19 protein-coding genes and 1 tRNA gene are annotated in these 19,560 nt (G+C 71.0%); 7 read left to right on the top strand and 13 right to left on the bottom strand.

Annotated features, from left to right (window positions below):
- On the bottom strand, positions 1–1,377 hold a 1,377-nt coding region (locus VFZ70_02795), incomplete at its 3' end, for a MinD/ParA family protein (GenBank protein HEX6254716.1).
- Between the two features lie 158 nt (positions 1,378–1,535).
- Here VFZ70_02795 and VFZ70_02800 point away from each other — a divergent pair.
- The gene (locus tag VFZ70_02800) at positions 1,536–2,990 is read left to right on the top strand and encodes a class II fumarate hydratase (protein ID HEX6254717.1); all 1,455 of its coding nucleotides are present in this window, start codon (positions 1,536–1,538) and stop codon (positions 2,988–2,990) included.
- Here the strand turns inward: VFZ70_02800 and glnD are convergent, their stop codons facing one another.
- The 4 genes from glnD to VFZ70_02820 all read right to left on the bottom strand — a co-directional run bounded on the left by glnD (position 2,991) and on the right by VFZ70_02820 (position 7,902).
- The gene (glnD, locus tag VFZ70_02805; protein ID HEX6254718.1) at positions 2,991–5,504 is read right to left on the bottom strand and encodes a [protein-PII] uridylyltransferase; all 2,514 of its coding nucleotides are present in this window, start codon (positions 5,502–5,504) and stop codon (positions 2,991–2,993) included. It lies immediately after the preceding gene.
- 13 nt (positions 5,505–5,517) lie between these two features.
- Positions 5,518–5,856, bottom strand: a complete 339-nt coding sequence (locus VFZ70_02810; protein ID HEX6254719.1) for a P-II family nitrogen regulator — start codon at positions 5,854–5,856, stop codon at positions 5,518–5,520.
- Positions 5,857–5,989: 133 nt separating this feature from the next.
- On the bottom strand, positions 5,990–6,742 hold the full coding sequence (locus tag VFZ70_02815; GenBank protein ID HEX6254720.1) for a response regulator transcription factor: 753 nt from the start codon (positions 6,740–6,742) through the stop codon (positions 5,990–5,992).
- The gene (locus tag VFZ70_02820; protein ID HEX6254721.1) at positions 6,742–7,902 is read right to left on the bottom strand and encodes an NYN domain-containing protein; all 1,161 of its coding nucleotides are present in this window, start codon (positions 7,900–7,902) and stop codon (positions 6,742–6,744) included. Before VFZ70_02820 ends, VFZ70_02815 begins: the two co-directional genes overlap by 1 nt.
- Positions 7,903–8,157: 255 nt before the next feature.
- Here VFZ70_02820 and VFZ70_02825 point away from each other — a divergent pair.
- Positions 8,158–8,232 (top strand) — tRNA-Leu (locus VFZ70_02825).
- Positions 8,233–8,281: 49 nt separating this feature from the next.
- Here the strand turns inward: VFZ70_02825 and VFZ70_02830 are convergent.
- The 4 genes from VFZ70_02830 to VFZ70_02845 all read right to left on the bottom strand — a co-directional run bounded on the left by VFZ70_02830 (position 8,282) and on the right by VFZ70_02845 (position 10,459).
- A complete protein-coding gene (locus VFZ70_02830; GenBank protein ID HEX6254722.1) occupies positions 8,282–8,566 on the bottom strand; it encodes a sigma factor-like helix-turn-helix DNA-binding protein in 285 nt (94 codons plus the stop codon).
- A gap of 72 nt (positions 8,567–8,638) precedes the next feature.
- Positions 8,639–9,595 carry an NAD-dependent epimerase/dehydratase family protein gene (locus VFZ70_02835; GenBank protein ID HEX6254723.1) on the bottom strand — a complete coding sequence of 319 codons (957 nt, stop codon included), beginning with the start codon at positions 9,593–9,595 and terminating at the stop codon, positions 8,639–8,641.
- Between the two features lie 25 nt (positions 9,596–9,620).
- On the bottom strand, positions 9,621–9,842 hold the full coding sequence (gene rsrA, locus VFZ70_02840; GenBank protein HEX6254724.1) for a mycothiol system anti-sigma-R factor: 222 nt from the start codon (positions 9,840–9,842) through the stop codon (positions 9,621–9,623).
- 2 nt (positions 9,843–9,844) lie between these two features.
- Positions 9,845–10,459, bottom strand: coding sequence for a sigma-70 family RNA polymerase sigma factor (locus tag VFZ70_02845; GenBank protein ID HEX6254725.1), 615 nt, complete (start codon positions 10,457–10,459; stop codon positions 9,845–9,847).
- 102 nt (positions 10,460–10,561) lie between these two features.
- On the opposite strand from VFZ70_02845, the gene VFZ70_02850 reads away from it, so the two are divergent.
- The 4 genes from VFZ70_02850 (at position 10,562) to VFZ70_02865 (ending at position 13,998) form a co-directional block, all read left to right on the top strand.
- Positions 10,562–11,449, top strand: a complete 888-nt coding sequence (locus tag VFZ70_02850) for a hypothetical protein (protein ID HEX6254726.1) — start codon at positions 10,562–10,564, stop codon at positions 11,447–11,449.
- A complete protein-coding gene (locus VFZ70_02855) occupies positions 11,446–11,883 on the top strand; it encodes an Rv3235 family protein (GenBank protein ID HEX6254727.1) in 438 nt (145 codons plus the stop codon). Before VFZ70_02850 ends, VFZ70_02855 begins: the two co-directional genes overlap by 4 nt.
- Before the next feature lie 10 nt (positions 11,884–11,893).
- On the top strand, positions 11,894–12,994 hold the full coding sequence (locus VFZ70_02860; GenBank protein HEX6254728.1) for a peptidoglycan DD-metalloendopeptidase family protein: 1,101 nt from the start codon (positions 11,894–11,896) through the stop codon (positions 12,992–12,994).
- Positions 12,995–13,065: 71 nt separating this feature from the next.
- Positions 13,066–13,998 (top strand): NUDIX hydrolase, encoded by a 933-nt coding sequence (locus VFZ70_02865; protein HEX6254729.1) that lies wholly within the window; start codon positions 13,066–13,068, stop codon positions 13,996–13,998.
- Here VFZ70_02865 and VFZ70_02870 read toward each other — a convergent pair.
- The gene (locus VFZ70_02870) at positions 13,982–14,542 is read right to left on the bottom strand and encodes a TetR-like C-terminal domain-containing protein (protein ID HEX6254730.1); all 561 of its coding nucleotides are present in this window, start codon (positions 14,540–14,542) and stop codon (positions 13,982–13,984) included. The two genes, VFZ70_02865 and VFZ70_02870, sit on opposite strands and share 17 nt — an antisense overlap.
- Entirely contained in the window at positions 14,542–15,333 is a 792-nt protein-coding gene (locus VFZ70_02875) for an alpha/beta hydrolase (GenBank protein HEX6254731.1), read from the bottom strand. The genes VFZ70_02870 and VFZ70_02875 overlap by 1 nt, the downstream gene beginning before the upstream one ends.
- A gap of 133 nt (positions 15,334–15,466) precedes the next feature.
- On the opposite strand from VFZ70_02875, the gene VFZ70_02880 reads away from it, so the two are divergent.
- Positions 15,467–15,601 (top strand): hypothetical protein, encoded by a 135-nt coding sequence (locus VFZ70_02880; GenBank protein ID HEX6254732.1) that lies wholly within the window; start codon positions 15,467–15,469, stop codon positions 15,599–15,601.
- A gap of 276 nt (positions 15,602–15,877) precedes the next feature.
- Here the strand turns inward: VFZ70_02880 and secA are convergent, their stop codons facing one another.
- Positions 15,878–18,691: a preprotein translocase subunit SecA gene (gene secA, locus VFZ70_02885; protein ID HEX6254733.1), complete on the bottom strand. Its 2,814-nt coding sequence runs from the start codon at positions 18,689–18,691 to the stop codon at positions 15,878–15,880.
- Positions 18,692–18,806: 115 nt separating this feature from the next.
- Positions 18,807–19,487 carry a response regulator transcription factor gene (locus tag VFZ70_02890; GenBank protein HEX6254734.1) on the bottom strand — a complete coding sequence of 227 codons (681 nt, stop codon included), beginning with the start codon at positions 19,485–19,487 and terminating at the stop codon, positions 18,807–18,809.
- Between the last annotated feature and the right edge of the window lie 73 nt (positions 19,488–19,560).

Below are 19,560 nucleotides of genomic sequence, written 5' to 3' on the forward strand. Positions count from 1 at the left end.
GGCGACCGCGGCGGCCAGGTGACGGTAGGCCTCGCGGGTCGCGGGGCGCAGATCGGCCAGCTCCGTCTCCGCGCCGGCCTCCAGGAAGCCGTCCCACGGGATGCGCACGGTCGCGCCACAGCGGTCCCAGAAGTGGTCCTCGATGCGGGCGACGTCGACCATGGTCGACCGCCGCGACTGGTTGATCACGGCGACGGCGTTCTCGACCAGACCGACGAACCCGTGCTCGGTGAGCCAGTCCAGGGTCTGGCTGGCGGACCGCGCGGCGTCCAGGCTCGGCGACACGACCAGCACGATCTGGTCGGTGCCGTCGAGGATGCCCTGGACCGCGCTGTCGAGGATGCCGGTGCCGGTGTCGATGAGCACCAGGTTGTAGAAGCGGTCGAGCAGCGACAGGATCGCCCCGTACTCCTGGTCGCCGAGCGCGGTCGAGATCTGGGGATCGTCGTCGCTGCGCAGCACCTCGAGCCCGACGGTCGTCTGGGTCGTGAACCGGCGCATGTCGGCGTACCGGTGGACGTTCTCGAGGCCGTTGAGCAGGTCGGTGACCGAGGTGTCGGGTCCCGACGGGTCGATGCGGTAGCCGAGGTTGCCCGCGTCGGGGTTGCCGTCGACCGCGATGATGCGGTCTCCGCGCTCGCTGGCCAGCGTCTGACCCAGCATCAGGGTCGTCGTGGTCTTGCCGACACCGCCCTTGCGCGACAGCACGGTGATCCGGCGCGGGTGGGTGACCAGCGTGCGGATCGCGCGCAACTGGTCCTCGCGCTCACGGTCGCTGCGTGAGGCCCCGGGCGACACCGCGCCACCGGTCATCCTGTGGATCATGCGGCGCCACCCCGAACGCGGCGGGCGCGCCGGGGTGCGCAGGACGGTCGCCGCGGTCAGCTCGGCGGCGGTCCGGCTCGAGGCCGGCCCTGCCGGCGGCGCCGGCGGAGGCGGTTCGTCGGTCGCCGGATCGTCGGCGACGTCGACCGCGTCGAGGTCGTCCTCGAGCGCGGACGGGTCGAGCGCCGCGAGGTCGTCGTCGCCGAGCGGTCGCAGCGCGTCCCACGCCGAGCCGCCGGTGGCGTCATCGGACTCCGAGGACGCGGCGCCGTCAGCATCGTCGCCGCCTCCGCCACCGCTGGAGCGGCGCTGCGCTGCGGCGTCGTCTCCAGACGCTGCGGTGGGCTCACCCGCCGTGGGCGTCGTGTCGGCGGGATCGGCGGCAGCCGCGCCAGGCCCGGATGCCGTCCCGGAGCCATCGGCCGACACGGAGCGTGTCGCCATGTTGCTCCGTCCGGCGGACGGGAGATTCGACGGCGCACGACTGGTGTCGTCGCCCGAGCCGTTGCTCAGCGCATCCCCGGCATCGCCGTCGGTTGTTGGATCGTTCATGGTTGGTCTCACCTCAGACGCGATGTGCCGACATGCCCCACGGGTCACACACGATCGGCCCCCAAGGTAACCACCCGGTGGGTGTCGGCGCCTACTAGGATCGTTCCGTCCAGGGTAGGGCACGGAGCGCAGGGTAGACACGGAACGGGGTGTACCGCGTGAGCGAAGCAGGGACCGACCGTCAGCCGCCGGAGCCCGGAGACGACGCCGGCGCGCACCGGACCGAACGTGACTCGATGGGCGAGATGCAGGTCCCCGCGTCGGCGTACTACGGCGCGCAGACACAGCGGGCCGTGGAGAACTTCCCGATCTCCGGGGACGGCATCCCCGACGAGGTCGTGCGGGCGCTCGGCGCGATCAAGCTGGCCGCCGCGACGGTCAATCACCGCCAGGGCGTGCTCGACGACGAGCGTCACCGGGCGATCGCGCAGGCGGCCGGCGAGGTGGCCGACGGCAGCCTGTCGGACCACTTCCCGGTCGACGTGTACCAGACCGGATCCGGCACCAGCTCCAACATGAACGCCAACGAGGTCATCGCCAACCGGGCGATCGAACTGCTCGGCGGCACCGTGGGCAGCAAGGATCCCGTCCACCCGAACGACCACGTCAATGCCGGCCAGAGCTCGAACGACGTGTTCCCGACAGCGGTGCACATCGCGGCCTACGACAGCGCGGCCAACCGGCTGCTGCCGGCGCTCGACCGGCTGCGCGCGGCGCTGGCCGACAAGGCCGACGAGTTCGCCGACGTCGTCAAGCCCGGGCGCACGCACCTGATGGACGCGACACCCGTCACGCTCGGTCAGGAGTTCTCCGGGTACGCCAGGCAGGTCGAGCTCGGTGGCGAGCGGGTCGCTGCCGCGCTCGAGCGTGTGGCGGAGCTGCCGCTGGGCGGGACGGCCGTGGGCACCGGACTGAACGCGCCGCCCGAGCAGGCCGCAGCCATCGTCGCCGGGCTGCGCGAGCACACGGGGCTGGACGCGCTGCGCGAGGCGACCAACCACTTCGAGGCGCAGGGCGCGCGCGACGCGCTCGTCGAGCTGTCGGGGGCCTGCAAGGTGATCGCGGTCTCGCTGACCAAGATCGCCAACGACCTGCGCTGGCTGGGGTCCGGCCCGCGCACCGGCATCGGCGAGATCCGACTCCCCGAGGTCCAGCCCGGCAGCTCGATCATGCCGGGCAAGGTGAACCCGGTCATCGCCGAGTCGGTCACGCAGGTCGCGGCGCAGGTCATCGGCAACGACGCCGCCGTGACGATCGGGGGCATGTCGGGCAACTTCGAGCTGAACGTGTACATCCCGCTCATGGCGCGCAACGTCCTGGAGTCGCTGCGGCTGCTTGCCGCGACGTGCCACAACTTCGTGGACAAGTGCGTCGCGGGCATCACGGCCGACGCGGACCGCGCCCGCGCACTGGTCGAAAAGGACCTGGCGATCGTGACCGCGCTGGTGCCGGCGATCGGCTACGACATGTCGGCCAAGCTCGCCAAGCAGGCGCTGGAGGAGGACCGGCCGCTGCGCGAGGTCGTCGCGGAGGCCGATGTGCTCAGCGACGAGGAGCTGGACCGCCAGCTGGACATCAAGCGGATGACCGAGGGCGGCGTGCTCGGCGCCTGATCACGCCGCGTCCGCGTTGACGACGGCACGCAGTCGGGTGGCCAGCCCGTCCCAGTCGACATCGTCGTCGCTCGCCACGAAGAACACGTCCCGGACCTGAGGGCCCAACGTCGCCACCCGCGCCGCAGCCACGTCCAGGCCCGCGTCGGCCAGCACCCGCAGCAACCGGAACAGCACACCCGGCGCATCTCGGCCCCCGACCTCGATGCGCGTGGTGGTCGACCCCCGGTCGACGACGACCACCGGCGCGATCAGCTGCGCCGCGGTGCCGGGTCGCTCGTCCCACCGTCGTTCCTGGCGTGACACCAGGTGCTCGACGTCCGCCGCGCCGCGCCCGGCGGCCTCGACCTGCGCGATCAGGTCAGCCAGCCGTGGCGCGGGGGCGCTCGCCCGCCGCCGCACGACGAACCAGTCGAGCACCACCGAGTCGTGGCGCGTGAAGACGCGGGCCTCCAGGACGTCCAGGCCCAGTCCCGCCAGCGCACCGACCACCTCGGCGAGCAGCCCTCGCCGGTCCCAGCCGACGAGGCTGATCACGACCGTGTGCTCGGTGTTCTCGCGGACCGAGACCGCGACCTCGTCCGCCGGCTCGAGGTCGGCGAGCAGGCGTGCGTGCTCGACGATCTGGTCGACGTCGGCGGCCAGGAGGTACCGGGCGGGTGGTGCGGCCAGCAACCGGTCCATCGCACCCGGGGGCACCTCGTCGCCGCGTCTCCGGGCCGCGGCGATCTTGGTCTCCGGATCCGCGATCGCCGTGCCGGAGCTGCCGGTCAACGCCCGTCGGGCCCGTGCGTGCAGCTCCGCCAGGAGCCCGTCCTTCCACGGTGAGTGTGCGCTCGGCCCGGTGGCGCGGGCGTCGGCGAGCGACAGCACGAGCAGCGCGTCGAGGGTCTCGGTGTCGACCACCCGGTCGGCGACGGCCTGGATCTCCTGCGGGTCGTCCAGATCGCGGTGCTGCGCGACGTCGGGCAGCAGCAGGTGCAGCCTGACGAGGCGCGCGACCCGCTGCGCCCGTCGCTGGTCGAAGCCCATCGCGTCGATCCACCGCGCCGCCACCTTGGCACCGACGATCGCGTGGTCGCCGCTCCATGCCTTGCCGATGTCGTGGAACAGCGCGCCGAGGAGCAGCACGTCGGGTTCGTTGAGCCGTTCGTGGACGACGGCGAGGCGCTGGCCCAGCTCGCCGTCCGCGATCCGTTGCACCCACGAGACCGTCTGGACCAGATGGGTGTCGAGGTCATAGCGGTGGTACGGGTTGCGCTGGGGGTGGCCGCGCACACGCTCCCACTCCGGCAGGTGCGCTGCCAGCAGTCCGATGTGGTCGGCGTCGGCGAGCACCGGCAACGCGTCGGAGCCGCGCCGCAGCGCCGCCAGGAACGCGGCACGCACCCGTTGATCCCACGGCAGGCGCTCGACGCGTTGAAGGTCGGCCTGCAGCCGCGTCACGGTCGCGCGTCCGAGGTGGCTGCCCCGACGCGCGGCCGCCACCAGTGTGCGCATGCCCAGCGCCGGGTCGTTGCGGAGGGTGGCTCCGTCGTCGATCTCGATCAGACCGTCGCGCAGCGTGACGTCGTCGTCGAGCCGCTCCTGGTCCGCCGGTCGGCGCCGGCGGCCCGACCGCGCGTCGGCGAGCAGCAACGGCCACGTCCGGCCGTGGACGTGCGCGATCGTCCGCATCGCCAGGTTGACGCTGGACAAGGCCTCATCGCGCCCCGCGGCCCCGGTCAGCTTGGCGACCTCGTCCTGCTGCTCGAGGCGCAGCACGTCGCTGGGCGTGGCCGTCGACGCCAACAGGTGCAGCGCGCAGCGCACGGCGAGCAGGTCGGCGTTCGCACGCTGCAGCGCGCGGTGGTCGGTCGCGCCCAGGTACCGGGCGCCGACGAGTGGGCCCAGCCCGACCTCACCGAGCACGACACCTGCCGCCCAGCGCAGGCTGTGCAGGTCGCGCAACCCGCCGGCGCCGGCCTTCAGCTCGGGTTCGAGCATGCCCGGCTGGGTGCCCGCCCGCTCGTGGCGGTCGTCGTCGGCGGCCGCGAGTTGGGACAGCACCCTGCCACTGCGCCACCGCAACCACCGCGCGTATGCGCTCGCGACCCGGTCGAGCAGCCCCGGGTCACCCCACAGCAGCCGCCGGTCGAGCAGCGCGGTCGCGGTGTCGATCCGGTCACCGGCTGCCCCGACAGCCGATCGCGGCGTGTGGACCGCGTAGCCGACCTGCAGCCCGGCGTCCCACAGCGGATAGCACAACGACCGGACGACCGCCTCGAGCTCGTCGTCTGACCAGCCGCCGTGCAACAGCAGGAGATCGATGTCCGACAGGGGGCACACCTCGCGCCGGGCGTAGCTCCCCAGTGCCACCAGCGTCAGGCCCCCGGGTCGCGGGGTCTCGTCCGACACCCACGACCGCAGTGCGCCGTCGAGCAGGTCGGACCAGTCACGGCACCACTGCAGACCCGGCTCCGCGTCGACGGCGGCGGGGTCCGGTGCGCTGCGTGGTGCGGTGGCCGGGCTCAGACGCGCAGCCGGATCAGATCGCCTCGGGACCGCGTTCGCCCGTGCGGATGCGCACGACGTCGTCGAGCGGCAGGACCGCGACCTTGCCGTCGCCGATCTTGCCCGTGCGGGCCGACTTGACGATCGCGTCGATCACACCGTCGACCTGCGGATCGTCGACCATGACCTCGATGCGGCTCTTCGGCACGAAGTCGACCTGGTACTCGGCCCCGCGGTAGACCTCGGTGTGACCGCGCTGGCGTCCGAAGCCGCGCGCCTCGGTCACCGTCAGGCCGGCGATGCCGACCTCGCGCAGGGCGTCCTTGACGTCCTCCACCTTGAACGGCTTGACGATCGCGACGACCAGTTTCATGCACGGTCCTTCCTGTCGGACGCCGCTGTCGGCGCGGGGACGTCCCCAGCATCGTCCGCGCACGTTTCCCGGCCATCATTCGAATGTTTCGCCACCGTAACTTCTGCGCTCGCGGCGGACGTACGTGGCCGCATCACCCCAGCAGCCCGGACCGGCCGGCCACGACCACCAGGTCGCGACGGACGTGCACGTTGAACTTCTTGAACAGGTTCTCGACGTGCTTCTGCGCCGTCCGCGTGGAGATGCCCAGCCGTTCGGCGACCGCGCGGTTGGGCAGGCCCTCCGCCAACAGGCGCAGCACCTGGTGCTCGCGGGGCGTCACCGACGGCACGCCCAGGGGGATCACGCCGATGAACGCGTCGACCAGCATGTCGATCAGGTGCTCGCCGATGACCCACCGCCGGTCGGCGACGCGGCGGATGCCGTCAGCGAGCTCGTCGGGTTCCACGGTCTTCAGCAGGTAGCCACGCGCCCCGGCACGCAGCACGTCCCGGACGCGGTCGGGGTCGTCCTGCATGCTCAGCACGAGCACCGCCGGATCCAGTCCCTGCGTCACGAGCGCGGTCATGACCTCCACGCCGTCGCTGTCCCGCAGCTGGAGGTCGAGCACGACGACGTCCGGTTCGTGGGCGAGGACCGCCTTGACCGCGGCCTCCGCGTTGTCGGCCTCGGCCACGATCGAGATGTCGGCGAACTGCCCGAGCACACTGCGCAGCCCCTGACGCACGAGCGCGTGGTCGTCGACCAGCACGACGCGCACCACGTCCCCCGGGGCCGACGCGGCCGGCGCGGCATCCGCGTGCCCGGTCGGCAACACACCGGACGCCTCTGCTCCGAGCGCGTCCCCCGCCCGGTCCGTGCCCGCAGCCTCAACGTCGATGACCATCACCGTCGACCCTTTCGTCCACCACCACCGGCCGCAGCGTTCGCAGGCTGGGCGTCGGCCACCTCGAGCACGTAGTCATCGGCCTGCTCGTCCCATTCCATCGTCACCAGTCCCCTGGCCTTGGCGGCCTTGCAGAACTGCAGGAATCCGCTGAACCCGAACGCCTTCTCGCTGAAGTCCGGCTGACGCTTGCGCAGCTGATCCTTCAACCCGGACAACGGCGGGCCCGACCCGCCATGGCTGAGATCGCCGACGACCGAGACGAGCAGGTCGAACGCCTGCTCCTCGTGGCTGCCCGCGGCCGGGAACCCCACCTCCGGATCACCGGCGGCCGGCCCCGGCGAGGTCTCGATCACCTTGCGCGACTCGAGGTGACGCAGCAGCTCACCGAACCCGCGGAAGCCGAAGTCCGCCTCGCTGAAGGTCGGATCCTTGCGGAGCATCGCGCGCTTCAGCGTCGACGCCAGCACGGGACCGGTCGCCGAGCGGTTCAGCCCCGCCAGCGTCTGGGTGATCTGGCGCGCCAACGCCTCGACGTCTCCCCGCTGCCGCGCGTCGTCGCCGTCATCGCCACCGTTGTCCGTCGTGTCCGGCGTCGTGGACGCCGACGCCGCGCGTCCGCCCCGTGTCGAACCCTGCGACGAGCCCCGTCGGCTGGAGCGTGGCTTGCGGCCCTTCCCTGGCGTCACGCCCTCCAGCGACTCGTAGAACAGGAACTCGTCGCACGCCGCCGGCAGGAGCTTCGACGTCGACGCCTCGAGCCCGACACCGATCACCCGGCGGTTGAGCTCGCGCAACTTACCGACCAGCGGCGTGAAGTCGCTGTCTCCGGTGCAGATCACGAAGGTGGTGATGTAGTCGCGCTCGAAGCACAGCTCGATGGCGTCGACGGCCATCTTGATGTCGGCCGCGTTCTTGCGGATCGCGTCCATCCGCTGTGGGATCTCTATGAGCTCGACGTGGTGGCGGGTCAGCATCCGACGGTCGTCGTCGAAGTAGGACCAGTCGGCGTACGCCTTGCGCACCACCACCCGGCCCCGTTCGGCCAGCGCGTCGGAGACGGGTCCGAGATCGAACGTGGTGCGCAGGTCCTCGCGCGCGCCGATCGCCAGGTTCTCGTAGTCGATCAGCAGGGCAATGCGTTCTTCGTCCGTCGTCACACGTTCTCCTCGCCGGAGGTAGGGCACGCGCCACGGTGGATTGGGCGCGGTCGGTGGGGGCGCGGCGCAGCAACGCCGCGCGCGGCAGCTACGAGCGTACAACCCGGGCGGGTCCCCACCCCCACATCGCACGTCCGACCGTGACCTCCCTACTGCGTCCTCCAAGCCGCGGCGGCGTCATCCCGGGGTGGGCGGCGCGGGCGCGATGGAACTAGGATCTGCGATCAGTCGGCCGCGTGCCCGACACGCGACCGTGGGGGCGTAGCCCAACTGGCAGAGGCGCTCGGCTTAAAACCGGGTCAAGTGTGGGTTCGAGTCCCACCGCCCCTACGCCCCTCGGCGTGCCAGCCTCCGGTACCGCGGCCGCCAGCGCCGCGCATCAGAGGAAGCGCTGGAGCTGCTTGATCGGCACGACCTCGCGGATGCGGGCGAACGCCCGCTCCTCGATGCGCTTGACCTCGGGGATCGTCAGCCCGAGCCGTTCGGCCGTCTCGCCCGGCTTGGCCGGCGATCCGTCCACCAGTCCCATGCGGTGCTCGACGACCTTGCGCTCGATGTCGGGCAGGCGCGACAGCACGCCGTTCAGCTTGCTGCGCAGAGCCCGCAGCGCGTCGTCGGAGCCCTGGTTGGCGTGCCCACGGGGGGCTCGGGAGGAGTTGGCCATGGTGCTGCCATGGTACGCGCCCTCCCCGCATATGCCCTACCGCTTCGCTACGTGACGGCGGCCGTGTCGACCTCAGCGGCCCGGGTTGAACTTCAGCCAGTCCAGCGTCGCTGCGAGTCCCTCGTCGAGGCGGGTCCAGGGGCGCCACTCGAGCGCACGCGCCGCGCGGCGGACGTCGAGCGCGATGTGCATGAGCTCGCCAGGCCGTTGCGGGGCGTGGTAGGGCTCCTGGTCGTACCCGGTCAGCTCCGCCATCTGCGCGAACAGGCCGTTGACGCTGACCTGCCGTGCCGTCCCCACGTTGCAGCGCAGGCGCGAGCCGCGCTGCATGGTCTGCACCATCGCCTGGACGACGTCGTCGACGTAGACGAAGTCGCGCGTCTGCGAGCCGTCGCCGTAGATGGTCACGCCATGACCGGCGAGCATGCGGGCACCGAAGATCGAGACGACCCCGGCCTCGCCGCGAGGGTCCTGGCGCGGGCCATAGACGTTCGCCAGCGCCAGCGACGTCCAGTCCAGCCCGTACAGGGCGTCGTACACGTGCAGGTACTCCTCGACCGCGCGCTTCGACGCGCCGTAGGGCGAGCCCGGATGGCCGATGTGATCCTCGTGGACCGGCAGCACGTCGGCGGGCGGATCTCCGTAGATCGTGCCGCCGGACGAGGCGAACACGATCTTGCGCGTGCCCGCGGCGCGACATGCCTCGAGCAGCCGGATGGTGCCCAGGATGTTGATCGTCGCGTCGTGCGCCGGATCGTCCACGCTGTGGCGCACGTCTAGCTGTGCCGCCAGGTGGAAGACCACCTCGGGGCGGGCGTGGACGATCAGGGGCGCCGTCGACGGGTCCACCAGATCGCAGCGCTGGAACCGGAGCCGCCGCTCCGGCGACCGCCGTGCCTGGTCGAGGTTCTCCATGCGGCCGGTCGACAGGTCGTCGAGCACCAGCACGTCGTGCCCGGCCAGCACGAGCCGGTCGACCAGGTGCGATCCGATGAACCCCGCGCCGCCCGTGACCAGGACCGACGTCACGAGCGGACCTCCGCGTCGACGGTGCTCAGCTCAACCGCTCCATCACACGGTCCACCAGACCGGCCGGGGCGGCACCCTGGCAGTGGCGCGCGACCATCTCGCGGAGGGCGCGTTCGAAGTCGGATCGTGACAGGCATGGGGAGCAGTCTGCCAAATGTCGGCTGATGACCGCCTCCAACCGGCTCGAGCACTCTCCGTCGAGGTAGCGCTCGAGGTCGTCGAGGACCTCACGACAGCTGTCGGCCATCGTCATCCTCCACCTTCCTCGTCATCGGACACCAGGCCGCGCTGGACGGCATAGTCGTACAACGCCTGCTGGAGCCTGGTTCTTCCCCGATGCAGGCGACTCATGACGGTACCGATCGGCGTGTCCATGATCTCGGCGATCTCCGCGTACCTGAAGCCCTCGACGTCGGCGAGGTACACGGCGATACGGTACTGCTCGGGAAGGTCGTTCATCGCGCGCTTGACCTCGTCGTCGGTCAGCGCCTCGAGGACCTCCTGCTCCGCCGCCCGCTCGGTCGTCTCGCTGATGCGGTCGTACAGCGAGAACTCGGGATCGGCGTCGGCGCTCACCTCATCGGGGCGCCGCTGCTGCCGCCGGTACCGGTTGATGTAGCTGTTGGTCAGGATCCGGTACAGCCACGCCTTGAGATTGGTGCCCTGCCTGTACTGGTGGAACTTGTCGAACGCCTTGGCGTAGGTCTCCTGCACCAGATCCTCGGCGTCGGCGGGGTTGCGCGTGTAGCGCAAGGCGGCCGAGTAGAGCTGGTCGAGGTAGGGCACCGCGTCACGTACGAACACCTCGCGTCGCTCAGCGTCGCTGAGCCCGCCACGGACGATGCCGGGCTGCTCACCGGTCATGCGTTGATCCCCTCGTCGGGTCCGACCCGTCCGTCACGTCCACATGACAGCGCGATCCACAGGCACCGTCTTCCCTTTCATGCCTTTTTCTATCATGTGGCGATGAACGATGATGCTGGGACGACCCCGGAAGACGCCCTGCGCCGCTGGCTCGGCGAGGACGCGTCCACCGTAACCGCTGGCGCCGACGAGACGGGCCAGCGCGGTGGTCGCATGCCGCGGCGCGTGGGCATCGCTGCCCTGGTGCTGCTGCCGTGGGCCGCGCTCGCGCTGGCGGTCGTGTCCGGGGACACGACGTCGAGCACCGGTGCACCGCGTGCCGGGATGAACCCGGCCGGTACCGCAGACCGGCACGAGACCCCGGACGGTGGCGGACGGTCGATGCCGACGGCCGGTGCACCGGCGACGGGCGACCCGGCCCGGGAGCCGACCGACGCGGTGGATGACGAATCGGCCGGCGACGACGGGCCTACGACGGCGGGTGACGGTGGGCGTCCGGCGCCGGCTGGGATCGGTCCGACGGCGCTGCGACTGGTGCGCGACGCGGTAACGCGCACCGGCGCGCAGACGTCCGCGCTCGACACCGCGGCGGTGGAGCGTCCGACGCGGCTGGCGGCGGGCGTGTGGCTCGTGCGGGTCCACGCGGTCGTGCTCCGCGGCGACCGGACGCGATGGCGCTCCGCCGACCACGAGATCTGGGCCGTGCCGGTCGGTCGCCGTGGCGGCGACCTGGTCGGCCTCGAGCAACCGTGGCGCGTGTCGGCGGCCCCCACGCGCACCGCCACCACGGCATGGCGCCGGACCACGGTCGACACCGCGGCCGTGCGAACGGCGCTACGTCGCGCGGGCTTCGACGCGGCCCGCGTCGACGTGCGGCGCCATCCCACGCTGGACGCGATCCTGCGGGTGCGGACCGACCACGGATGGGTGTGGGTGCGCTCCACGCCGCGCCCGGGCGTGCTCGGCGCGGAGCCGCAGGTGACGTCGTGACCACACACGGGCGACGTCCGATCGACCGCCGGCCCGCGGCGCCCGGCGCCCGCAGAGCCCATGCACTCGCGGCGGCACGGGTCATCGTGGCCATGCTGAACGAGGTCGTGGCCGGTGCGCGGCCTGCCCGGGTGATCTGCCCGCTGTTCGCGGTGCATCTGCGCGAACGCATCCGTCGCACGCGTCCACAGCCCGGCCCGGTGCCCGGCGTGCACCGCCTCATGATCTCCGCCGCCGTGGACGGCGCCTACGAGGTCGTTGCCGTCAACCTCCACGGCGACCGGTTCGCCGCCGTCAGCCTGCGCCTGGTCGATGCCGGGCACGGCTGGATGGTGACGGATCTGGCGCGGCCCGACGCGCCGAGCGAACCCACGGCCGCGCCCTTGTCCGACCCGCCGGGTGGTCCAGCGTCCGCCGCGGATCGCGATGACTAGGATCTTGCCGATGCACGGATCGATGCGCATTGACCGGGTCCGCGCTGCGGCCCTCGCGATCCTCACCATTGCGGTGTGGTTCGCGGCGTTCGCGGTGCCGTCGAGCATGTCGCCCGCGCACGCCGCTCCCCAGTCGTGTGACACGGGTGGGGGCGATCCCGAGGACGAGCGGCGGCTCGAGAAGGCGACCGCGGAGCGCCAGGCGGTCCAGAAGGATCTTCAGAAGGTGCTCAACGACGGCGAGGTGCTCAAGGCGAGCATCCAGGAGACCCGCAGGGAGCACGAGGCGCTCGTGAAGCGTCAGCGCCAGATCGACCGGCAGGCCGGTGCGGCCCACTCCGAGCTCGCCGAGCGCGTCCGGCGGTCCTACATGTTCAACAACACCGATCCGGTGCTCGCCGTCCTCTCGGCGACCGATGCGTCCAGCGTGGTGGAGCAGAGCCGCGTGATGGGCCTGCTCGCACAAGGCAGCCAGGAGCACATCGAGCGCGCGACGAGCGCCGCGCGACGCAACGAGGCCGCGACCCAGCAGGCTGAGGATGTCGGCCGTGCGCTCGCACAGATGGAACGCGACTACGACGACGTCAAGGCCCGCGCCGAGCAGTTCCTGGTGCAGGCGAAGGAACAGGAATCACGGCTGTCGGCCAAGGTCGCACTGCAGCGTGCCGCCAACGGCAGCGGGTGCCCGCTGCCCGCGGGATCGGTGTCCGGCGGCCTGGCGTGCCCGGTCGACCAGCCCCGCAGCTACACCGACACGTGGGGCGCACCACGGTCCGGCGGACGATCGCACATGGGTGTGGACATCCTGGCGCCCTATGGCACGGCGCTGCGCGCGTACGAGAGCGGCGTCCTCGCCCGGATGCACTCCAACTCGCTCGGCGGGATCTCGCTGTACCTGCGGGGCGACAGCGGCAACGAGTACTACTACACCCATCTGTCGGGCTACGTGTCCGGTCTGTCAGCCGGCCAGCGGGTCAGCGCAGGCCAGCACATCGCGTTCAACGGCGACAGTGGCAACGCTGCGGGCATCCCCCACCTGCACTGGGAGGTCCGCCCCGGCGGTGGCGGCAACGTCAACCCGTACCCGTACGCGTACGCAGCCTGCGGCTGACCGCAGCGACGCCCCGCCCATGCGGTGGCCGTCCGCGTGTGCGTCGCCGTCGGTGCGGTCACCATGGATCCATGGAGCCCGAGCTACGTGCCATCGTCGCGGCATACCTGCCCGCTGAGGGCCGCGTCGCCGTCCGCCGTGACGTCGACCTTCCGGTGGCCGCCGAACGCCGAGACCCCACTGATCTGACCGCCATCACCCCGTCGAGCTGCGCCGCCGCGGTCCTGGTCGACGACGAGCTGTCGACCGTGGGCGATCACGCGGAGGCCTTGGTCGACGCGGCCGGCGACGTCCTGGAGCCCGGGGGCGTGCTGGTCGCGACGTTGCGCAACCGCATCCACGCCGCGGCCGTCCGTGACGTCCTGGACGGCGTGCGCGGCTACTCCGCCGACGAGGCGGTCACGTTGCTGGCCACCCGCGGGTTCCGCGTCGAACTGCTGTGCGCTCCCGGCGCCGGGGCAGGCCTGCGGGGCGGTGGCGGCGTCGACCTCGACGTCGACCGGCAGCCGGGACTGCTCGACGCCGCCGCACGGCTGCTGGTCGCGGCCCGGGCGCCACGGTCAGCAGGGGAACGCGGTCGCACGTTCTTCGACAGCAGGCCGCGCAAGATCGCCGCGGCGGCGGTGCTGTGCCGCGATACAGCCGGCCGGCTGCTGATCGTCCACGACAGCTTCAAGCACATGTGGACGATCCCGGGGGGTGTCGTGGACGCCGACGAGGACCCGGCGGCCGCCGCACAGCGCGAGGCGTGGGAGGAGGCCGGCACCAAGGTCGTGACCGGCGCACTGCTGGGGGTGTTCGCGTCCCGTTGGCCCGACCGGCTGGTCTTCGTGTTCGAGGCGTCCGCCGTCACGGTCACGGAGCGCCCCCAGCCGCTGCATCCCCATGAGATCAGCGCGGTGCGGTGGCTGGCGATCGACGAGGCGCTGGCGCTGCTCGCACCGCAGGTCGCCTACAAGGTCCGGACATGCCTGGATCAGCCTGGCTTCACCTGGGTCCAGTGATGCCACGCTCGAGCACGTCGACCAACCAGGCGAAGCTGTCGTCCACCGGAAGGTCGAGCCCGAAGCCGGACTGCGCCTCGAGCATCACGAACCCGTGGAGCGCGCTGCGCAACGCGCGGGTGGCGTGCAGCAGCGTGTAGTCGCGGTACCCGAAGGTGGCGAGCAGAGCCACGACGGCCTCGACCAGCCGCGCCGCCACAGCTTCGTAGCGGGCGTCACCCGGCCGCGCCACCTGAGTGAGCACGTACACACCCGGGTTGGCCTGCGCAAACGACCGATATGCCTGTGCCATGGCGCGCAACGCGTCGGTGCCGGTGCGACCCATGATGGCGGTCCTGCACGCCTCGGCGAGGCGGGTCACACCATCGATCGCGATCAGACGTTCGAGCCCGTCGAGCCCGTCGACATGGTTGTACAGCGACGGCGGGCGGACGCCGAGCTCAGCAGCCACGCGGGACAATGACAGCGCTCCGGGCCCGTCGCGATCGACCAGCTCGGTACCGGCCGCCACGACCGCGTCCGTGGACAGTCCGACACGCGGCATCACAGTCGTCCGACGAAGTCGATGATGGCGTCGGCGACCACGTCGGGCTGCTCGACGTGCGGGTAGTGCCCCGCGCCCGGGACGATGAGACGGCCGCCTCCGAGCTCCGCCGCCACCCGTGCGGCCTCCGTCGTGGGATCGTCGAAGTGGTCGTCGGCGTCGCCGAAGACCGTCAACGTCGGTGCCGCCAGGCGTGCGATCCGCTCGGCAACGCCGTCCCGATCGGCGGTCAGCGTCCGCCGGACCGCCCGACGGCGCGCGGGGTCGCCGAGCATCGCCCGCAGTCGCTCGAGCTCATTGGGCAGGTCGGCGGGTGGCGACGCCTTGTACCAGCCGGCGTACATGCTCGCCCAGAGCGCGCCGGCCCACGGTCCGCGTAGCAGCATGCCCGTCGCGAGCGCCAGCAGGCGTCCCCTCGGGCTGGTGTCGGCATCGAGGTGCGGGCTGATGGCGACGACGCCCCGGATCAGTTCGGGGCGGTCGGTCGCCGCCCAGACCGCCGCGGCCGGCGCGAACGACGTACCGACCACGACCGCCGGGCCCGCATCGAGGCTGCTGACCAGGTCGAGCAGCGCGTCCGCCGTCGGTCGGACGCCGTAGGCGCCTGCGATCGGCGACTGCCCGTGCCCCGGCAGGTCGGCAGCCACCACACGGTGTCCGCTGTCGACGAGCCGGTCCACGACGAACCGGTACTCGCTGCGCAGGTCGCCGGCCCCGGGCAGCAGCACCAGCAGCGTGCCGGACCCGAGGTCGTCATGGCCGAGTCGGGCATCGCGTGACGTGCTGCGCATGGTCGCTCCCGTGCTGGACTATGTACCATAGTTTCTATACTAATGATATTAGTACACCGTGTCAACACGCCCCCGTCGTGCGCTGCGTCGGCGACCGGCGACGCGGGTACCGACGGAGATGACGCTGCCTGCGATGGCCGGATCCGACGCCATGGACCTGCTCCAAACCGACGCGCACCGCTTCGCCGACATCATCGGGTTCGCCTACGAACCGCTCGACGTGACGGTGTCAGCTCCCGACGAGGGGCGCCCGAGCAGGTGCGGATGAGCTGCGTCGACGAAGGCCCGCCGGATGGACCGGTGGTCGTCCTGGTCCACGGACAGCCGACCTGGTCGTTCGTGTACCGTCGGATGATCCCGCCGCTCGTCGACACCGGCATCCGCGTCATCGCGCCGGACCTCGTCGGCTTCGGCCGCCTTCCTCACCGACCTCATCGTGCCGACCTGACCAAGGCCACGCCGCCGCCCCGAGCCGCTGGCGAGGGCGGGGTCCCTGCCGGAGCCCGGCGACGAGCGTGCCGCCCCGCGGACACGGAACGACGCATCAGCCGCCGTGGCACTTCTTGTACTTGCGCCCTGAGCCGCACGGACACGGATCGTTGCGTCCCACCTGCTCACCCTTGACCACGGTGCCGTGGGTGGCCTGGCGGGCGGCGGCCGCCGCCGACGCCTTGCCGCCCGCCGGTGCGGCGGCGGCCGCGGCGGCGGGCGGGACCTGCGGGGACGTCGCGGATGTGAGCCTGACCCGCGCGTCGCTGATGCGGTCGACGCGCTGCTGGGGCTCGGCGGTGCGTGCCACCATGCTGAAGAAGAACCGGACCGCCTCGTCGCGGACGCGCGCCATCAGCACGCTGAACGCCTCGTACGCCTCGCGCTGGTACTCGACGAGCGGATCGCGCTGGCCGACCGCGCGCAGGCCGATGCCCTCGCGCAGGTGGTCCATCTCGTAGAGGTGCTCGCGCCAGATGCGGTCGACCACGCCGAGGATGGCCCGGCGCTCGACCTGCCGCTGCAGGTCGGCGCCCACGCGCTCGGTGCGCTCCGCGTACAGCGTGCGCGCGAGCTCCAGGGCGTCCTCGGTCAGGCCGTGCACCGTGAGGACCTCGAGATCGAGGTCGTCGAACAGTGCCGCGATCCGCGCGCGGGCGTCGTTGCGGACGTCCTCGTCGGCGTTCGCGTCGACGACGAGCTCGGCGTACGCGTTCTGGAGTCCCGACAGGTCCCAGTCCTCGCTGAACTGTCCCTCCAGCGCGAACTCGGCGACGACCTGCGTGACCGCCTCGGTCAGGAAGTCGTGCGCGACCTCTGCGACGCCCTCGTCGTCGCCCGTCAGCACGCGGGTGCGCTGCGCGTAGACGACCTTGCGCTGCTCGTTCATGACGTCGTCGTACTTGAGCACGTTCTTGCGCAGCTCGAAGTTGCGCGACTCCACCTGCGTCTGCGCCCGCGCGACCGCGCGCGTCACCATCTTGTGCTCGATCGGCACGTCGTCGGGCATCGACAACCGGTTCATGATCGACTCGACGGCGCTGGCGTTGAACAACCGCATCAGGTCGTCCTCGAGCGACAGGTAGAACCGCGACGCTCCTGAGTCACCCTGGCGACCCGAACGACCGCGCAGCTGGTTGTCGATGCGGCGTGACTCGTGACGTTCGGTCCCGAGCACGTACAGGCCCCCGAGCTCGCGGATCCGATCGCCCTCGGCCCTGGTCTCCGCCGTGAAGCGTTCGAGCTGCTCGTCCCGGTAGGCGCGGAAGGCGTCGGCGTCGATCGGCTCGGCGTCCTCGCGCTCCTGGCCCGGCAGCCCGTTGAACTTCTTGCGCGCCTCGTCGAGCGCGAGCTGCTCCGGGTTGCCGCCGAGCATGATGTCCACGCCGCGACCGGCCATGTTGGTGGCCACGGTGACGGCGCCGACACGTCCGGCCTGCGCGATGATCGCCGCCTCGCGGAAGTGGTTCTTCGCGTTCAGCACCTCGTGCGGGATGCCCCGGCGGGTCAGGAGTCCAGCCAGCCTCTCGCTCTTCTCGATCGACACCGTGCCCACCAGGACCGGCTGGCCCGCCTCGTGGCGTTCGGCGATGTCGTCGGCGGCAGCCGTGTACTTGGCCTCCTCCGTCTTGTAGATGACGTCGACGTGGTCGGCGCGGGCGATCGGCTCGTTGGTCGGGACCTCGACCACACCCATGTCGTAGATGTGGGCGAACTCGCCCTCTTCGGTCTTGGCCGTCCCCGTCATGCCGGCGAGCTTGGTGTACAGGCGGAAGAAGTTCTGCAGCGTGATCGTCGCCAGCGTCTGGTTCTCCTCCTTGATCGCGACGCCTTCCTTCGCCTCGATCGCCTGGTGGAGCCCCTCGGAGTAGCGGCGGCCGTCGAGCACACGGCCGGTGAACTCGTCGACGATCTTGACCTCGCCGTCGGTCACCATGTACTCGGTGTCGCGCCGGTACAGCTCCTTGGCGCGGATCGCCTGCTGCAGGTGGTGGATGTACGGGGTGTTGACCGACTCGTAGAGGTTCTCGACCCCCCGCAGCTGCTGGAGCAGTTGCTCGACCTTCTCGGTGCCCTCCTCGGTGACGGCGACCGTGCGCTTGGCCTCGTCGACCTCGTAGTGCTCATCACGGCGCAGTCGCGGCATGATCTGGCGGGCGAACAGCTCGTAGTCGGCGGTCGCCTGCTCGGCGGGACCGGAGATGATCAACGGCGTCCGGGCCTCGTCGACCAGGATCGAGTCGACCTCGTCGACGATGGCGTAGGCGTGACCCCGCTGCATCAGGTCCTCGGGACGCAGCACCATGTGGTCGCGCAGGAAGTCGAACCCGAACTCGCTGTTGGTCCCGTACGTCACATCGGCGGCGTATGCGACACGCTTGTCCGCGCGCGACTGACCTGAGTAGACGAGGCCGGCCTCGAGTCCCAGGAACTCGTAGATGCGGCCCATCCATTCGCGGTCACGTGCGGCGAGGTACGGGTTGACGGTGACGACGTGCACGCCCTCGCCGCCCAACGCGTTGAGGTACACCGGCATCGTCGACGTGAGCGTCTTGCCCTCACCCGTGCGCATCTCGGCGATGTCACCGTCGTGCAGCACCAGCCCACCGAGCACCTGGACCGGGTACGGGAACTGGCCCAGCACCCGCCGTGCGGCCTCGCGCACCACAGCGAACGCCTCGTAGGTGATGTCGTCGAGATCCTCGCCGTCGGCCAAGCGTGCACGGAAGATGTCGGTCTGCTCGCGCAGATCGGCGTCCGACATGGCGGCCGGCACGAACCGCTCCTCGAGCGCCTCGACCTCGTGCACCTGCTTCCACAGGTCCTTGAGTCGGCGGCCCTCGCCCATGCGCAGCAGCTTGTTGAACATCGCGTTGGTACCTTCGCAGGGAAAGAAACCAGTGTAGGACCGCGGCGTGCCGGACGGGCGGGCCATGCGCGGACGGGCGGTGGACCCCCGGCCCACTGCGACGGACAGCGCCGGATCAGGTGATCTCGAGCAGCTTCTCGCGGACGGCGTAGACGACCGCCTCCATGCGCGAGTGCAGGTGCAGCTTCTCGAGGATGTTGCGCACGTGGTTCTTGACGGTGTTCTCGGAGATGAACAGCTCACGAGCGATGTCGCGGTTGTTCATGCCTTTGGCGACGTACGTCAGGACCTCCATCTCGCGCTTGGTCAGCCGCGGAGCGGACCGCTCCTGCTCCTCGGTGTCCTTGCGTGCCATCGCGGCGAACTCCGCCAACAGCTTGGTCGCCATGGGGGGTGAGAGCATCGACTGACCGGCGTGCACGCTGCGGACCGCATCGGCGACCTCGTCGATGGAGATCTCCTTGAGCAGGTAGCCGTTGGCGCCCGCCTTGATCGCCTCGTAGAGGTCGTCCTCCTCGTCGCTGATCGTCAGCATGACGATCTTGGCGTCGGGCAGGTGTTCCTTGATCGACCGCGTCGCTTCGATCCCCGACACCTGCGGCATCCGCACGTCCATGAGGATCAGATCGGGTGACAGCTCGACGGCGAGATCGACGGCCGCGCGACCGTTGTCCGCCTCGGCGATGACGGTGATGTCGTCCTCGCTGGCCAGCACCATCTCGAGCCCTCGACGGAACACCGCATGGTCGTCGGCGACCAGCACGCGGATGTTCCCGCTCGTCTCCGGCTCGGCCATGCGGACTACCACCTCGGTTGCGGTGCCAATTGTGCGATCCGGTAGTGACTAGACTGCCACAGCCGCACTGATG

It is taken from the genome of Euzebyales bacterium (assembly GCA_036374135.1).
Classification (GTDB): Bacteria; Actinomycetota; Nitriliruptoria; order Euzebyales; family JAHELV01; genus JAHELV01.

Bases quoted from the DNA above. Each gene is read 5' to 3' on its own strand.
- VFZ70_02815 (HEX6254720.1), bottom strand. From the start codon at position 6,742: ATGGTCATCGACGTTGAGGCTGCGGGCACGGACCGGGCGGGGGACGCG.
- VFZ70_02880 (HEX6254732.1), top strand. From the start codon at position 15,467: ATGGCCGGATCCGACGCCATGGACCTGCTCCAAACCGACGCGCACCGC.
- VFZ70_02865 (HEX6254729.1), top strand. From the start codon at position 13,066: ATGGAGCCCGAGCTACGTGCCATCGTCGCGGCATACCTGCCCGCTGAG.
- secA (HEX6254733.1), bottom strand. From the start codon at position 18,691: ATGTTCAACAAGCTGCTGCGCATGGGCGAGGGCCGCCGACTCAAGGAC.
- VFZ70_02890 (HEX6254734.1), bottom strand. From the start codon at position 19,487: ATGGCCGAGCCGGAGACGAGCGGGAACATCCGCGTGCTGGTCGCCGAC.
- VFZ70_02845 (HEX6254725.1), bottom strand. From the start codon at position 10,459: ATGACCGGTGAGCAGCCCGGCATCGTCCGTGGCGGGCTCAGCGACGCT.
- VFZ70_02830 (HEX6254722.1), bottom strand. From the start codon at position 8,566: ATGGCCAACTCCTCCCGAGCCCCCCGTGGGCACGCCAACCAGGGCTCC.
- VFZ70_02870 (HEX6254730.1), bottom strand. From the start codon at position 14,542: ATGCCGCGTGTCGGACTGTCCACGGACGCGGTCGTGGCGGCCGGTACC.
- VFZ70_02850 (HEX6254726.1), top strand. From the start codon at position 10,562: ATGAACGATGATGCTGGGACGACCCCGGAAGACGCCCTGCGCCGCTGG.
- VFZ70_02860 (HEX6254728.1), top strand. From the start codon at position 11,894: ATGCACGGATCGATGCGCATTGACCGGGTCCGCGCTGCGGCCCTCGCG.
- rsrA (HEX6254724.1), bottom strand. From the start codon at position 9,842: ATGGCCGACAGCTGTCGTGAGGTCCTCGACGACCTCGAGCGCTACCTC.
- VFZ70_02875 (HEX6254731.1), bottom strand. From the start codon at position 15,333: ATGCGCAGCACGTCACGCGATGCCCGACTCGGCCATGACGACCTCGGG.
- VFZ70_02810 (HEX6254719.1), bottom strand. From the start codon at position 5,856: ATGAAACTGGTCGTCGCGATCGTCAAGCCGTTCAAGGTGGAGGACGTC.